This window comes from Streptomyces sp. MGP-P1 (genome assembly GCF_057766565.1).
Genome location: NZ_JBYMEM010000007.1, coordinates 51044 through 65010, shown reverse-complemented (window position 1 = coordinate 65010; position 13967 = coordinate 51044). Strand labels below are relative to the sequence as shown.

Genomic DNA, 13967 nt, shown 5'->3' with positions numbered 1-13967 from the left:
GACCGCCCCGGGGCCCTTCCGTACGTCGTACGTCCGTACGGTCAGCCGGTGTTGCGGAGTCCTGCCGCGACGCCGTTGACGGTGAGCAGCAGGGCGCGGGCGAGCAGCGGGTCGGCTTCCTCGCCGCGCTCGGCCGCCTGGCGCTGGCGGGCGAGCAGGGAGACCTGGAGGTAGGAGATCGGGTCCAGGTAGGCGTCGCGGATGGCGAAGGTCTGCTGGAGTACCGGGCTGGTGCCGAGCAGTTCGGTGGAGCCGGTGACCTTGAGGACTTCTCGTACGGTCAGGGCGTGCTCGGCCTCGATGGCGTCGAAGACGTGCTTCAGTTCGTCGGGGACGAGGGTGTCGACGTAGTGGCGGGCGATGCGCAGGTCGGTCTTGGCGAGCGTCATCTCCACGTTGGAGAGGAAGTTCCGGAAGAAGTGCCAGTGCTCGTGCATCTCGTCGAGGACGGTGTCGAGTCCGGCTTCGCGCAGGGCCTTGAGGCCGGAGCCGACGCCGTACCAGCCGGGCACGATCTGGCGTGACTGGGTCCAGCCGAAGACCCACGGGATGGCTCGCAGGCCGTCGAGGGAGACGCCGGAGCCGGGGCGGCGGGAGGGCCGTGAGCCCAGGTGCAGGTCGGCGAGCTGGTCGACGGGGGTGGAGGCGAGGAAGTACGCGGGCAGGTCGGGGTCCTCGACGAGCTTGCGGTAGGCGTCGTGGGCCGCGTCGGAGACGGTGTCCATGGCCGCGTCCCAGCGGGCGAGGGCTTCGTCGGACTGGCGGGGTGCGGTGTGCAGGGCGGAGGCCTGGAGGGTGGCCGCGACGGTCAGTTCGAGGTTCTCGCGGGCGAGGGCGGGGATGAGGTACTTGTCGGAGATGACCTCGCCCTGCTCGGTGACCTTGATCTCGCCCTCGAGGGTGCCCCAGGGTTGGGCGAGGATCGCGTCGTGGGAGGGGCCGCCGCCTCGGCCGACGGTGCCGCCTCGGCCGTGGAAGAGGCGCAGGCGTACGCCGTAGCGGTGGGCGACGTCGCGGAGGCGTCGCTGGGCGCGGTGGATCTCCCACTGGGAGGTGGTGATGCCGCCGAACTTGGAGGAGTCGCTGTAGCCGAGCATGACCTCCTGGACGTCGCCGCGCAGGGAGACGAGGCGGCGGTAGGAGGGGTCGGCGAGCATGGCGTCGAGGATGACGTCGGCGGCCTTGAGTTCGTCGGTGGTCTCCAGGAGCGGGACGATGCCGATCTTGGCCCAGCCGGCGTGGAGGTCGACGAGTCCGGCCTCGCGGGCGAGGACGGCGGCGGCGAAGACGTCGTCGGCTCCCTGGCACATGGAGATGATGTAGGACTCGATGACTTCGGGGCCGAAGCGTTCGAAGGCCTGCTTGATGGTGTGGAAGACGCCGAGGGTCTTCTCGCCGGCCGCGTCGAGCGGGGCGGGGGTGGGGGCGAGCGGTCGGCGGGAGCGCAGTTCCTTGGCGAGGAGCTTCTGCCGGTAGTCGCGGGGCATGTCGGTGTAGCGCCAGGACTCCTCGCCGAGCCGGTCGAAGAGCTGGCCGAGGGCGTGGTGGTGGGCGTCGGCGTGTTCGCGTACGTCCATGGTGGCGAGCTGGAGGCCGAAGGCGCCGAGGGTGCGGATGGTGCGGTCCATCCGGCCGTCGGCGAAGAGGCCGCCCTTGTGTGCGCGCAGGGAGGTCTGGATGAGTTCCAGGTCGGCGATGAGTTGGGCGGTGCCGAGGTAGTCGCAGCCGGGGCGGTGGGGGGTGCCTTCGGCGAGGCGCTCGCGGGTGTTGACGAGCTTCTGGCGGATGCAGGTGGCCTTGAGGCGGTAGGGCTCTTCGGCGTTCAGCCGCTTGTAGCGGGGGCTGATGCCGGGGAGGTTCTCCAGGTCGGTCTGGAGGGAGGTGAGGAGTTCCTCGGTGGCTCCGGCGTAGCGGATGGAGTTGGAGAGGAGGCCGCGGAGGTGGTCGATCATCTCCAGGGCGTCGGTGATGCCGTGCTCGTGCTGGAGGATCAGGACGTCCCAGGTGACGGCGGGGGTCACGTTGGGGTTGCCGTCGCGGTCGCCGCCGATCCAGGTGCCGAAGGTGAGGGGGCGGGTGCCGGCGGGCAGTTCGACGCCGACGCGCTCCAGTTCGGCGGCGAGGTCCTCCAGGACGTCCCCGACGGCGCCCGCGTGGAGTTCGTCGAGGTAGTAGATGGCGTTGCGGGCCTCGTCGGCGGGTTCCGGGCGGACGACGCGGAGTTCGTCGGTCTGCCAGATGAGGTCGATGTTCTCGGCGAGGCGGAGGTCCAGGCGGCGGCGGTCGGCCTCGATGACCGGGGTCTCCAGGAGGGCCCCGATGCGGCGGAGCTTGTTGAGGACCGAGCGGCGGGCGGCTTCGGTGGGGTGTGCGGTGAAGACGGGCCGGACGTTGAGGTTCTTGACCGTTTCGCGGAGGTGCTCGGGGTCGGCGTCCTTGAGCCGGTCGGCGGTGCGGGCGAGCAGGCCGCCCTCGGCCGCGCGGCGGTCGCGCATCTCGTGGGCGCGGTGGACCTGCTCGGTGACGTTGGCGAGGTGGAAGTAGGTGGAGAAGGCGCGCACGAGCTGTGCCGCGGTCTCCAGGTCCGTGTCGCCGAGGAGTTCGGCGGCGGCTTCGCCGTCGGTGCGGGTCAGGGCGCGGACCCGCTCGACGAGGTCGAGGAGCTCCTGGCCCTCCTGGCGGACGAGGGTCTCGCCGAGGAGGTCGCCGAGGCGGCGGATGTCGGCGCGCAGCGCGGGGCTGGCGGCAGGGGTCTGGTCGGCACTGCTCACAGTGTGCGGCTCCTTGCAGTGAATGAGGAGGTGCGTTCGCTTCGCCGTCCCCCCATGGGTGGTGGTGGGGGGCGGGTGGCGGGGTCCGGGGCCCTGCGGCTGGCAGCGGTGCTGTCGCCACGCCCCGACGAGCGGGTGCGGACCGCGCTGTCCGACGCTCCCAGGATAGGTGTCGTCGCAGGCGGCGTGTCCGTTGCCCCGACGGGGTGACGGTCGCCGCCCGGGACACCCGGGTCCCTATCCCCTTACCCAGTGGGCGGGCGGGGTATCGCGCGTGACGGGTGGGAGCGCCCTCTCGTGTTGTGGTGCCCGTCACTGTCATACTTACCAAGCCGTAGGTTACGGAGGCGTAGCCACGGCCGTCCGCGCCGTCTCCCTCACCCTCAGAGGTATCCCCCCATGCCGAGCACCCCTTATGTGATCGACGAGAGCGAGTCCTCCGGGGCGGCCGGGGCCTCGTTGCCCCCCGGCACGCTGGGCGGCGACAGGAAGCGGTCGGTCGAGCAGTTCGCGCTGCTGGCGTTCATCGTGGTGCCGTTCGTGGCCCTGGTCGCGGCGGTGCCGTTGGCGTGGGGTCGGGGGGTGAGCTGGCTGGATCTGGGGTTGCTGGTGGCGATGTACTTCATCGGTTGTCACGGGATCACGATCGGCTTCCACCGGTATTTCACGCACGGTTCGTTCAAGGCGAAGCGGCCGTTGCGGATCGCGCTGGCCGTGATGGGTTCGCTGGCGGTGGAGGGGCCTCTGGTGCGGTGGGTGGCCGATCACCGCAAGCACCACCGGTTCTCGGACGCGGAGGGTGATCCGCATTCGCCTTGGCGGTTCGGGGAGAGCCTGCCGGCTCTGATGAAGGGGCTGTGGTGGGCGCACATCGGGTGGATGTTCGACGAGGAGCGGACGCCGCAGCAGAAGTACGCCCCCGACCTGATCAAGGATCCGGCGCTCCGGGGCATCTCGCGTCACTTCCTCTCCTTCACGATCGTCTCGCTGGCGATTCCGCCGCTGGTCGGCGGTCTGGTGACGATGTCGTGGTGGGGTGCGGCGACGGCGTTCTTCTGGGGTTCGCTGGTGCGGGTGGCGCTGCTGCACCACGTGACCTGGTCGATCAACTCGATCTGCCACGCGGTGGGCAAGCGGCCCTTCAAGTCCCGTGACCGGTCGGGGAACGTGTGGTGGCTGGCGGTGCTGTCGTGTGGCGAGTCGTGGCACAACCTGCACCACGCGGACCCGACGAGTGCCCGGCACGGTGTGATGAAGGGGCAGATCGACTCCAGTGCCCGGCTGATCCGCTGGTTCGAGATGCTGGGCTGGGCCACGGATGTGCGGTGGCCGGATGCCGAGCGTATCGACTCCCGGCGCACGTCCGTTCCGGCCGACGCGGCATGATTGACGACGTGGCGACCGACGGCAGCACGAGCAGCGAGAAGAGCAGGACCTCCCCCTCCCGCCGGGCCCGGCGGGTCCGGATGACGGGCAAGGAGCGCCGCGAGCAGCTGCTGGACATCGGGCGCGCCCTCTTCGCCGACAAGGGTTTCGAGGGCACTTCGGTGGAGGAGATCGCGGCGCGTGCCGGGGTGTCCAAGCCGGTGGTGTACGAGCACTTCGGCGGCAAGGAGGGCCTGTACGCGGTGGTGGTCGACCGCGAGATGCGTCAGCTGCTGGACATGGTCAACGGGGCGCTCACGGCGGGCCACCCTCGCGAGCTGCTGGAGCAGGCGGCGTTCGCGCTGCTGGACTACATCGAGTCGTACACGGACGGTTTCCGGATCCTGGTGCGGGATTCGCCGGTGGCGCAGTCGACGGGCACGTTCGCGTCGCTGATCAGTGACATCGCCACGCAGGTGGAGGACATCCTGGGCCTGGAGTTCAAGGCCCGGGGCTTCGATCCGAAGCTGGCCCCGCTGTACGCGCAGGCGCTGGTGGGGATGGTGGCGCTGACGGGCCAGTGGTGGCTGGACGTGCGCAAGCCGAAGAAGGCCGAGGTGGCCGCCCATCTGGTGAATCTGTGCTGGCACGGGCTGGAGAACCTGGAGGCGAAGCCCCGGCTGATAGGGCACCGGAAGAGCTGATCGCGCGACCCTTCCGTACGTCGTCACCCGTTGTGATGACGGATGCGGATTTCCCGCCGTAGGGTGGTCGGGAGGGCAGAGGATTCGTCCATGGGAGGAACCATGACCGCCGAGCCGACCACCGCGCACAGCTCCCGCTGGCCGGTGCCCCCGCAGGACGGATACACCGTGGACGATCTGTTCACGCTGCCCGATCTCCCGCCGCACACAGAGCTGATCGACGGGAGCCTGGTTTTCGTGAGTCCGCAGCGCAAGTTCCACAGCATGGTGATCGATTTGCTGGTGGCAGGGCTGCGCAGTACAGCGCCACCGGAGGTGAAGGTCCGCCGCGAGATGACCGTGGTGCTGGACCGGCGCAACGGGCCGGAGCCGGATATCTCCGTCGTTCGCAGAGAGGCTGACGCCAAGGGGATGGAGCAGACGTCGTACGCCGCCGCCGACATCCTCCTCGCCGTGGAGGTCGTCTCCCCCGACTCCGAGGCCCGCGACCGTGAGGCCAAGCCGCACAAGTACGCGACGGCGGGGATCCCGCACTTCTGGCTGGTGGAGATGGTCGGCACCGATCAGCACCCTGTCGTGCGGGTCTACGAGCTGGACCCGGTGACGAAGGCGTACGCGCTGACCGGGATCCATCACGACCGGCTGAAGACGGGTGTGCCGTTCGCGGTGGACATCGACGTCTCGGCGGACGCGCTCAAGGAGCTGTAGGGCCCGCCGGTCACGCCTCCGGCTTCTTGCGGGCGACGGCGAAGATGCGGCGGAACGGGAAGACCGTGCCGTACGGGCCGGGCGGGTAGGCCTTGCGGAGCAGGTCGCGGTATTCGGTGAGGAACGTGTCGCGGGCCGCCGGATCGTCGGCCAGGGCGGTGAGGACGGGGCGCAGTGCGGTGCCCTTGACCCAGTCGAGGACCGCGTCGTCGCCGTGGAGGGTCTGGAGGTAGGTGGTCTCCCAGACGTCGGCCGTGCAGCCCAGGTCGCGGAGGCGGGTGAGGTAGTCGGCGGGGTCCAGGGCGGAGGCGGTGCGGTCGCCGATGCCGTGGAGCAGGGGGCGCCAGCGGTCGGATGCGCGGAGGGCGGCCAGGAGGGTGTGGCTGGGGGCGGTGAAGTTGCCGGGGAGCTGGAAGGCGAGGGTGCCGCCGGGGGCGAGGGCGTCGAGCCAGCGGGGGAAGTGTTCGGCGTGGCCGGGGATCCACTGGAGTGCGGAGGTGGAGACGATCAGGCCGTACGTCTCGGTGGGCGTCCAGGTCGCGGCGTCGGCCTCGGCGAAGTCGAGCAGGGGCGGCCGGGCGTGGGCGGCGGCTTCGGCGAGCATCTCGCGCGAGGTGTCGTAGCCGGTGATCCGGGCGTCCGGCCAGCGGTCCGCGAGGAGGGCGGTGACGTTGCCCGCGCCGCAGCCGAGGTCGGCGATGCGGGGTGCGGGGTGGCCGGGGAGGTCGCCGATGCGGGCCAGGAGGTCGCGGAAGGGGCGGGTGCGGTGGTCAGCGTGGCGCAGGTACTGCTGCGGGTCCCAGGAGGGCTGGTCGGGTGCGGTCATGGGGAACAGGATCACGCCGAGAATCTCTTGATGTCAAGACACTTGAATTCAAGAGACTTCATGTCGAGGGACCCTCTACACTGATCGCTATGGAGGACGAGGTCGACCGACTGGTCGCTGCATGGCGCCGAGAGCGCCCCGACCTCGACGTGGAACCACTCGAGGTGCTCAGCCGCGTCTCCCGCCTGGCACGCCACCTCGACCGGGCCCGCCGCATAGCCTTCTCCGAGCACAACCTGGAGCCGTGGGAGTTCGACGTGCTGACGTCGTTGCGCCGGGCCGGCGCCCTACCAGCTCTCCCCCGGGCAACTGCTCACCCAGACCCTGGTCACCTCGGGCACGATGACGAACCGCATCGACCGGCTGACCAAGAAGAACCTCGTCGAGCGGCTGCCCGACCCGAACGACCGGCGCGGCGTCCTCGTCCGGCTCACGGCCGAGGGGCGGGACAAGGCCGACCAGTCGCTGGCCGGACTCCTCGACCAGGAACGCGCCATCCTCGGCGAACTCTCCCGCCACCAGCGCGGCGAACTGGCCGGGCTACTGCGCCAGTTGACCGCCCCGTTCGACAACATTCCCACTTCAGGGGCGCTTCGGCGGGTCCGACCCCCGCCCGGCGGGCCAGCGCCACCGCGGCCAGCGTGGAGTGGACCCCGAGCTTGCCCAGCACGTTCTGCATATGGGTGCGCACCGTGTGCGGGGAGAGGAACAGCCGCTCGGCGACCGCCTTGCGGCCGAGTCCCGCCACCATGCAGCGCAGCACCTCCCGCTCCCGGGGCGTCAGCGACTCCACCAGCCGCTCGCTCTCGGTGCGGTGCTTGCGGGCGGCGGTCAGCTCCCGCAGCACGCCGGTGAGCAGCGCGGGCGGCAGATGCGTCTCGTCGCGCAGCACGCCCCGTATCACCGCCAGCAGCCGCTGCAACGAGCAGTCCTTGGCCACCCAGCCCGAGGCGCCCGCCTGGAGCGCCCGTGCGGCGGCCCGCGGATCGTCCTTCTCGGCGAGCACCACCGACCGGACGGCGGGCCGGCCCGAACTGACCCCGGCGACCAGGGAGATGCCGTCGACGACGCCCGTCTCCTCCTGCCGGGGCACGGGGACGGGGTGCGCGCCGCCGGCCGTCACGGCGCCCAACTCGGCGTCCACCAGCAGCACGTCGTAACCACGCCCCTCGGCGGCGGCCCGCTCCAGGGCGCGCAGCGCGGCCGGGCCGCTGCCCGCCGCGGACACGTCCACGTCGGGCTCGGCCGCCAGGGCCGCCGCGAGCGACTCGGCGAAGATGCGGTGGTCGTCGACCACCAGAACCCGGATACGCGCCACAGAACCCCCATCGATGGGGGCGGACAGCTGCGGGTACGGCGCCCGAAGGGCTCGGCACGGCCCGCTGTGCTCCGGCCGCCGCCTTCGCACCGCCTGCCGCCCCGCCCCCGGGCGCCGTACCCGGCTCTCTCGCTCCCCTGAATCGGCACCGGCCCCCACCGGTGCTGAGCATCAGCGTACGGGTGGGGGCCACGGGGGGAAGGCGATTCACCGAACTGGTTGCCCAGGGTGTTTAGGGTGTGCTTCATGTTCCGTCTTGAGACAGAAGTGGACAGAGAACGTCGTATTCTGCTGAGCGGGCGTCTGCACGAGGACAACATCGCGGCCGCGGCCGGCCTGCGTGCGCTGCTCTCCACCCCCGCCGAGCACGAAGTTCCGCTGGAGGTCTGGGCGTTGGACGAGCACGGGGCCCTGGCCGGTGGGCTGACCGGGCGGACCTGGGCGTACTGGCTGCATGTCGATCTGCTCTGGGTCGACGCCCCGCACCGGGGCTCCGGCCTCGGCGCGCGTCTGCTCGCCGAGGCCGAACGGACCGCCCGCACCGAGCGTGCCTGCACCCGTTCGCGGTTGGAGACCTGGGACTTCCAGGCCCCCGGCTTCTACCGCGCACAGGGGTACGAGGAGATCGGCCGGGTCGCGGACTACCCGCCGGGCGTCACCGAGTTCATCCTGGTCAAGGACCTGTGAACGCGGGGCTCCGCGGCGGGGTCAGCGCAGTCGGCGCGCCCCGGCCGACGGGATGGCGTCGAAGATCCCCGGGGCCGTGTGTCCGGCCGCCGCGAACGCCTCGCTGACGGCCTTGGCCACGGTGCCGGCCGCCGCCGCCTCCACCAGGACGACCGCCGAGCCTCCGAAGCCGCCGCCGGTCATCCGGGCACCGAGCGCCCCGGCCTCGTTCGCCGCCTCGACCACCAGGTCCAGTTCGGGGCAGGAGACCCGCAGATCGTCGCGGAGCGAGCGGTGGCCCTCGTAGAGGACGGGACCCGCGGCGCGGACGTCGCCCGCGTCGAGCAGCGCGATGACCTGCTCGACCCGGCGGTTGTCGCCGACGACATGGCGTACGTAGCGGATCACGGACTCGTCCGCCCCGGCGTCGGCGAGCGTGGTGAGGGCCGCGGCGAGGTTCTCGTGACGCAGGTCGCGCAGCATCGGTATTCCGAGCAGCCGGGCGCCCTCCTCGCAGCCGGCCCGGCGCTCCGCGTACGCCCCGTCGCCGAGGGCGTGCTTGACCCGGGTGTCGACGACGAGCAGCGTCAGGCCCTGGGCGGCCAGGTCGAAGGGGACCTGACGCAGGGAGAGGTCGCGGGTGTCCAGGTGGAGGGCGTGGCCCTCGACGCAGCAGGCCGAGGCCATCTGGTCCATGATCCCGCAGGGCACGCCGACGAAGTCGTTCTCGGCGCGGCGGCCGACGACGGCGAGTTCGGGTCCGGTGAGGCCGAGGTGGAAGAGGTCGTTCAGGGCCAGCGCGGTGACGACTTCGAGGGCGGCGGATGAGGAGAGCCCGGCGCCCGTGGGCACGGTGGAGGTCAGTGCGATGTCCGCCCCGGTGACCGGGTGCCCCGCCTCGCGCAGCGCCCAGAGCACCCCTGCGGGGTAGGCGGCCCAGCCGTGGCCGGAGTGCGGGGCGAGTTCGTCGACGCGCAGCGAGACGACGCCGCCGGGGACGTCGGAGGAGTACAGGCGCAGGACGCCGTCGTCGCGGCGGGATACGGCCGCGACGGCGGTGTGCGGGAGGGCGAGCGGCATGACGAAGCCGTCGTTGAAGTCGGTGTACTCGCCGATCAGGTTCACTCGTCCGGGTGCCGCCCAGACGCCGTCGGGCTCGCCCCCGTACAGCTCGGAGAAGGTGGCGGCGGGATCGGTCCCGTCCGGCTCGGCGAAGGTGACAGCCGGGTCGGTCCCGTCCGGCTCCGCGAGGGGCGTGGACGGGGCGGTGGTCTCGGTCATGGGGTGGTGGTGTCCTCTCGGCGGGCGAACTGCCAGGCGTCGGCGATGATTCCGGCCAGGTCGGCGCGGGAGGGCTGCCAGCCGAGGCGCTCGACGGCGGTGGCGGCGGAGGCGACGAGGACGGCCGGGTCGCCGCCGCGGCGGGGGGCGGCGGTCTCGGGGACGGGGTGGCCGGTGACCTTGCGGACGGTCTCGATGACCTCGCGGACCGAGAAGCCGTTGCCGTTGCCGAGGTTGCAGATGAGGTGCTCGCCGGGGGCGGCGGCCTGAAGGGCCAGCAGGTGGGCGTCGGCGAGGTCGGCGACGTGGATGTAGTCGCGGACGCAGGTGCCGTCGGGGGTGGGGTAGTCGTCGCCGTACACGGAGATCGACTCGCGCTGCCCCAGGGCCACTTGGAGGACCAGCGGGATGAGGTGGGACTCGGGCGCGTGGCGTTCGCCGCAGCTGCCGTAGGCCCCGGCCACGTTGAAGTAGCGCAGTGAGACGGCGGCCAGGCCGTGGGCGGTGGCCTCGCCGCTGATCATGTGGTCGACGGCGAGTTTGGACGCGCCGTAGGGGCTGGTGGGGGCGGTGGGGTCGGTCTCGGTGATGGGGCTGGAGACCGGTTCGCCGTAGGTGGCGGCGGTGGAGGAGAAGACGAGGGTGCGCACGCCGTGCTCGCGCATCGCGGCGAGCAGGGAGGTGGTGCCGCCGACGTTGTTGACCCAGTACTTCTCCGGGTCGACGACGGATTCGCCGACCTGGGAGAAGGCGGCGAAGTGCAGGACGCCGTCGTAGGAGGGGTCGAGGTGGCGGGCGGCGTCCTGGACGCGGCCCTCGATGAACGCGGCTCCGGCCGGGACGCCCGCGCGGAAGCCGGTGGAGAGGTCGTCCAGGACGGTCACCGTGTGCCCGGCCTCCAGCAGATGCTGGGCGACGACGCTCCCGACGTAGCCGGCGCCGCCGGTGACCAGGTACTTCTTCGGGAGCTTGCCGGCCTTCGGGGAATCGCTCACTTGCTCGCTACCTCTCGCAGTCGCTCGGCCGCGGCCTCCGGCGGCACGTCGTTGATGAACACGCTCATGCCGGACTCGGACCCCGCGAGGAACTTCAGCTTGCCGGAGGTCCGGCGAATGGTGAAAAGCTCCAGGTGCAGGGCGACGTCGTCCCGTCCGGGGACCCCGAACGGCGCCTGGTGCCAGGCGGAGATGTACGGGGTCGGCGGCTCACCGGGGCCGAAGATCCGGTCGAAGCGCCTCAGGAGTTCCAGATAGACCTGGGGGAACTCCGTCCGCGCCCGCTCGTCCAGCTCCCGCAGGTCGGGGACGCGGCGGCGGGGGTACAGGTGGACCTCGTAGGGCCAGTGGGCCGCGTACGGGACGAAGGCGGTCCAGTGGTCGGTGGCGAGGACGACGCGCGAGCCGTCCTTCTCCTCGCGGGCGACCACGTCGTCGAAGAGGTTGCGGCCGGTCTCCTCGCGGTGGCGGGCGGCGGAGCGGAGCATCAGCTCGGTGCGCGGGGTGACGAAGGGGTAGCCGTAGATCTGGCCGTGCGGGTGGCCGAGGGTGACGCCGATCTCCGCGCCCCGGTTCTCGAAGCAGAAGACCTGGGTGACCTGGTCGAGTGCGGCGAGTTCGGCGGTGCGGTCGGTCCACGCGGCGAGGACGAGGGCGGCCTGTTCCTCGGTGAGGTCGGCGAAGGACGCGTCGTGGTCGGCGGTGAAGCAGACGACCTCGCAGCGGCCGGAGTCGCCGGCGAGGGAGGGGAAGCGGTTCTCGAAGACGGCGACGTCGTAGTCGCTGTCGGGGATCTCGCCGACCCGTCCGTCGCGCGAGGGGCAGAGCGGGCAGGCGTCGGCCGGCGGGAGGTAGGTGCGGGCCTGGCGGTGCGAGGCGACGGCGACCGCGTCACCGAGCAGCGGGTCGCGGCGGATCTCGGACGAGGTCGAGACGGGGTCCAGCGGGCGGTGGTCGACGGCGTCGCGGACGGTGTCGTCGGCGTGGTCGTAATAGATCAGCTCACGGCCGTCGGCGAGGGTCGTAACCGTCTTCTTCACCAGGGTCCTCCACCAGATCCTCCCAACATAATCGCACATAACAAATCACAAGCAAACACGCGCGTCAATGGCCGCGAACATTCCCCGCTCCCGGTCGACACCCGGACGGCAGCGGGCGACACCGGGCGACACCGGATGGCATACCCGGACATTCACCCGCGCTCGATCACGATCGAACAAAGAACCCCAACGAGGCTGTTCATTTCTCGAACACAGAGGCGTAAGTTCCGACGGGTTCAGTTCGCGCAACGAAGCGAGTACCCCCCATGCACACACTTGCCGAAGGGCTCCGGCTCCCCACGAACGGGCTCGACTACGCCATCCTGGCGATCTACTTCGTCGTCGTGCTCGGCATCGGCTTCGCGGCCCGTGCCAGTGTCAGGACGAGCCTCGACTTCTTCCTCTCCGGACGGTCGCTGCCCGCCTGGGTGACCGGGCTCGCCTTCGTCGCGGCGAACCTCGGCGCCACCGAGATCCTCGGCATGGCGGCCACCGGCGCGCAGTACGGCGTCGCGGTGGTGCACTGGTACTGGATCGGCGCGATCCCGGCCATGGTCTTCCTCGGCCTGGTGATGATGCCGTTCTACTACCGTTCCAAGGTGCGCTCCGTGCCGGAGTTCCTGCTCCAGCGGTTCGACAGGTCCGCGCACCTGCTCAGCTCCGTGCTCTTCGCCTTCGCCGCGATCCTCATCGCGGGCGTCAACCTCTACGCCCTGTCGATCGTCGTGGAGGCGCTCCTCGGCTGGCCGCAGTGGGTCGCGATCGTCGTCGCGGGCCTGTTCGTGCTGGTCTACATCACGATCGGCGGACTCTCCTCGGCGATCTACAACGAGGTGCTCCAGTTCTTCGTCATCCTCGCCGCGCTGATCCCCCTCACCGTCCTCGGTCTGAAGCGGGTCGGCGGGTGGGACGCGATGAGCGACTCGCTGACCAAGCAGCACGGCGGGGACTTCATGACCGCCTGGGGCGGCACCGGCATCGGTGACGCCAACCCGCTGGGCGCCAACTGGCTGACGATCATCCTGGGCCTCGGCTTCGTGCTGTCCTTCGGCTACTGGACGACGAACTTCGCCGAGGTGCAGCGCGCCCTCTCCGCCAAGAACCTCTCCGCCGCCAAGCGCACCCCGCTGATCGCCGCCTTCCCGAAGATCTTCATCGTCTTCGCGGTGATGATCCCGGGCCTGGTCGCCGCCGTGATCGTGCCCAAGATCGGCACCCCGGACTCCGACCTCACCTACAACGACGCGATACCCCTGCTGATGCAGGAGCTGCTGCCCAACGGCGTGCTCGGCATCGCGGTGACCGGTCTGCTCGCCGCGTTCATGGCGGGCATGGCGGCCAACGTGTCCTCGTTCAACACGGTGTTCACCACCGACATCTGGCAGCGGTACGTGGTGAAGGACAAGCCGGACGCCTACTACCTGCGCTTCGGGCGGCTGATCACGGCGATCGGTGTGCTGGCCTCGATCGGCACGGCGTTCATCGCCGCCAGCTTCTCGAACATCATGAGCTACCTCCAGACGCTGTTCTCGTTCTTCAACGTCCCGATGTTCGTCGTCTTCATCATCGGCATGTTCTGGAAGCGGGCCTCGATGAAGTCCGGTGTCTGGGGCCTGGTCGCGGGCACCGGGGCCGCGATGGTCAACTACTTCTGGATCTACAAGGGCGGGATCATCGACATCCCGTCCGACCAGGGCGCCAACTTCGTCTCCGCGATCGTCGGATTCGTCGCCGGAGCCGTCGTCATGGTCGTCGTCACCCTCTTCACCGCGCCGAAGCCCGAAGCGGAGCTGGCCGGTCTGGTGTACGGGACCGAATCGCCGGACCCCGACGAGGCGCTCGACGAGGCCGACAGCGCCTGGTACCGCAAGCCCGCACTGCTCGGCTGGGGCGCGGTCGTCCTCGCCGCCGCCTGCTACATCCCCTACTCGTTCTGATCGGAGGAACTCACCATGTCCGACCTGCACAAGGAAGTCTCCGAGCTGGAGCGCAAGTCCGCCACCGCCGCCCGTCTCTTCGACATCCGGCGGATCATCGGCGGCCTGTTCGTGGTCTACGGGGTGATCGTCACCATCGCCGGCGTCAGCCCGTCCGACGCCGACCTGAAGAAGGCCGAGGGCGTCCACATCAACCTGTGGACGGGCCTCGCCATGCTGGCGCTCGGCCTGTTCTTCCTGGTCTGGATGAAGCTGCGCCCGGCCGAGGCCCCGGCGGCCCCGGAGAGCGACCTGGACCCCGGCCCGAAGCCGGAGTCCGACGCGGGCTGACCCGCCCGTCCGCCGTGCCCGCAGGG

At 70.7% G+C, this 13967-nt stretch carries 11 protein-coding genes and 2 pseudogenes; 7 read left to right on the top strand and 6 right to left on the bottom strand.

Annotated features, from left to right (window positions below):
• Window positions 1-41: 41 nt before the first annotated feature.
• Window positions 42-2771, bottom strand: a complete 2730-nt coding sequence (ppc, locus tag AC3CH1_RS22050) for a phosphoenolpyruvate carboxylase (RefSeq protein WP_488464518.1) — start codon at window positions 2769-2771, stop codon at window positions 42-44.
• A gap of 399 nt (window positions 2772-3170) precedes the next feature.
• On the opposite strand from ppc, the gene AC3CH1_RS22045 reads away from it, so the two are divergent.
• The 3 genes from AC3CH1_RS22045 to AC3CH1_RS22035 all read left to right on the top strand — a co-directional run bounded on the left by AC3CH1_RS22045 (window position 3171) and on the right by AC3CH1_RS22035 (window position 5548).
• Complete coding sequence (locus AC3CH1_RS22045; RefSeq protein WP_488464517.1) at window positions 3171-4157, top strand: acyl-CoA desaturase; 987 nt, start codon at window positions 3171-3173, stop codon at window positions 4155-4157.
• Window positions 4154-4840 carry a TetR family transcriptional regulator gene (locus tag AC3CH1_RS22040; protein ID WP_488464516.1) on the top strand — a complete coding sequence of 229 codons (687 nt, stop codon included), beginning with the start codon at window positions 4154-4156 and terminating at the stop codon, window positions 4838-4840. The genes AC3CH1_RS22045 and AC3CH1_RS22040 overlap by 4 nt, the downstream gene beginning before the upstream one ends.
• Window positions 4841-4942: 102 nt before the next feature.
• Entirely contained in the window at window positions 4943-5548 is a 606-nt protein-coding gene (locus tag AC3CH1_RS22035) for a Uma2 family endonuclease (RefSeq protein WP_488466699.1), read from the top strand.
• A 10-nt stretch (window positions 5549-5558) separates the two neighbouring features.
• Here the strand turns inward: AC3CH1_RS22035 and AC3CH1_RS22030 are convergent, their stop codons facing one another.
• Window positions 5559-6374 carry a trans-aconitate 2-methyltransferase gene (locus AC3CH1_RS22030; RefSeq protein ID WP_488464515.1) on the bottom strand — a complete coding sequence of 272 codons (816 nt, stop codon included), beginning with the start codon at window positions 6372-6374 and terminating at the stop codon, window positions 5559-5561.
• Between the two features lie 89 nt (window positions 6375-6463).
• Here AC3CH1_RS22030 and AC3CH1_RS22025 point away from each other — a divergent pair.
• Window positions 6464-6953, top strand: a pseudogene (locus AC3CH1_RS22025) (MarR family winged helix-turn-helix transcriptional regulator); the annotation flags it as partial.
• On the opposite strand, the pseudogene AC3CH1_RS22020 reads toward AC3CH1_RS22025, so the two are convergent.
• Window positions 6915-7692 (bottom strand): annotated as a pseudogene (locus tag AC3CH1_RS22020) (helix-turn-helix transcriptional regulator). The pseudogenes AC3CH1_RS22025 and AC3CH1_RS22020 sit on opposite strands and share 39 nt — an antisense overlap.
• Window positions 7693-7938: 246 nt before the next feature.
• On the opposite strand from AC3CH1_RS22020, the gene AC3CH1_RS22015 reads away from it, so the two are divergent.
• Window positions 7939-8379 carry a GNAT family N-acetyltransferase gene (locus AC3CH1_RS22015; RefSeq protein WP_488464514.1) on the top strand — a complete coding sequence of 147 codons (441 nt, stop codon included), beginning with the start codon at window positions 7939-7941 and terminating at the stop codon, window positions 8377-8379.
• Window positions 8380-8400: 21 nt separating this feature from the next.
• Here the strand turns inward: AC3CH1_RS22015 and galK are convergent, their stop codons facing one another.
• The 3 genes from galK to galT are packed head-to-tail and all read right to left on the bottom strand — an operon-like array spanning window position 8401 to window position 11674.
• Complete coding sequence (gene galK, locus AC3CH1_RS22010; RefSeq protein WP_488464513.1) at window positions 8401-9639, bottom strand: galactokinase; 1239 nt, start codon at window positions 9637-9639, stop codon at window positions 8401-8403.
• Window positions 9636-10634 carry a UDP-glucose 4-epimerase GalE gene (gene galE, locus AC3CH1_RS22005; RefSeq protein ID WP_488464512.1) on the bottom strand — a complete coding sequence of 333 codons (999 nt, stop codon included), beginning with the start codon at window positions 10632-10634 and terminating at the stop codon, window positions 9636-9638. The genes galK and galE overlap by 4 nt, the downstream gene beginning before the upstream one ends.
• Complete coding sequence (gene galT / locus AC3CH1_RS22000) at window positions 10631-11674, bottom strand: galactose-1-phosphate uridylyltransferase (RefSeq protein ID WP_488464511.1); 1044 nt, start codon at window positions 11672-11674, stop codon at window positions 10631-10633. The genes galE and galT overlap by 4 nt, the downstream gene beginning before the upstream one ends.
• A 266-nt stretch (window positions 11675-11940) precedes the next feature.
• Between galT and AC3CH1_RS21995 the strand changes: the two genes are divergently transcribed.
• Both AC3CH1_RS21995 and AC3CH1_RS21990 read left to right on the top strand, forming a co-directional pair.
• Complete coding sequence (locus AC3CH1_RS21995; protein ID WP_488464510.1) at window positions 11941-13611, top strand: sodium:solute symporter family protein; 1671 nt, start codon at window positions 11941-11943, stop codon at window positions 13609-13611.
• 15 nt (window positions 13612-13626) lie between these two features.
• Window positions 13627-13941 (top strand): hypothetical protein, encoded by a 315-nt coding sequence (locus tag AC3CH1_RS21990; RefSeq protein WP_488464509.1) that lies wholly within the window; start codon window positions 13627-13629, stop codon window positions 13939-13941.
• Window positions 13942-13967 lie beyond the last annotated feature (26 nt).

Excerpts from the sequence above, each read along its gene's own strand:
- AC3CH1_RS22045 (WP_488464517.1), top strand. The coding sequence starts at position 3,171 with ATGCCGAGCACCCCTTATGTGATCGACGAGAGCGAGTCCTCCGGGGCG.
- AC3CH1_RS22040 (WP_488464516.1), top strand. The coding sequence starts at position 4,154 with ATGATTGACGACGTGGCGACCGACGGCAGCACGAGCAGCGAGAAGAGC.
- AC3CH1_RS22035 (WP_488466699.1), top strand. The coding sequence starts at position 4,943 with ATGACCGCCGAGCCGACCACCGCGCACAGCTCCCGCTGGCCGGTGCCC.
- AC3CH1_RS22030 (WP_488464515.1), bottom strand. The coding sequence starts at position 6,374 with ATGACCGCACCCGACCAGCCCTCCTGGGACCCGCAGCAGTACCTGCGC.
- AC3CH1_RS22015 (WP_488464514.1), top strand. The coding sequence starts at position 7,939 with ATGTTCCGTCTTGAGACAGAAGTGGACAGAGAACGTCGTATTCTGCTG.
- galK (WP_488464513.1), bottom strand. The coding sequence starts at position 9,639 with ATGACCGAGACCACCGCCCCGTCCACGCCCCTCGCGGAGCCGGACGGG.
- AC3CH1_RS21995 (WP_488464510.1), top strand. The coding sequence starts at position 11,941 with ATGCACACACTTGCCGAAGGGCTCCGGCTCCCCACGAACGGGCTCGAC.
- AC3CH1_RS21990 (WP_488464509.1), top strand. The coding sequence starts at position 13,627 with ATGTCCGACCTGCACAAGGAAGTCTCCGAGCTGGAGCGCAAGTCCGCC.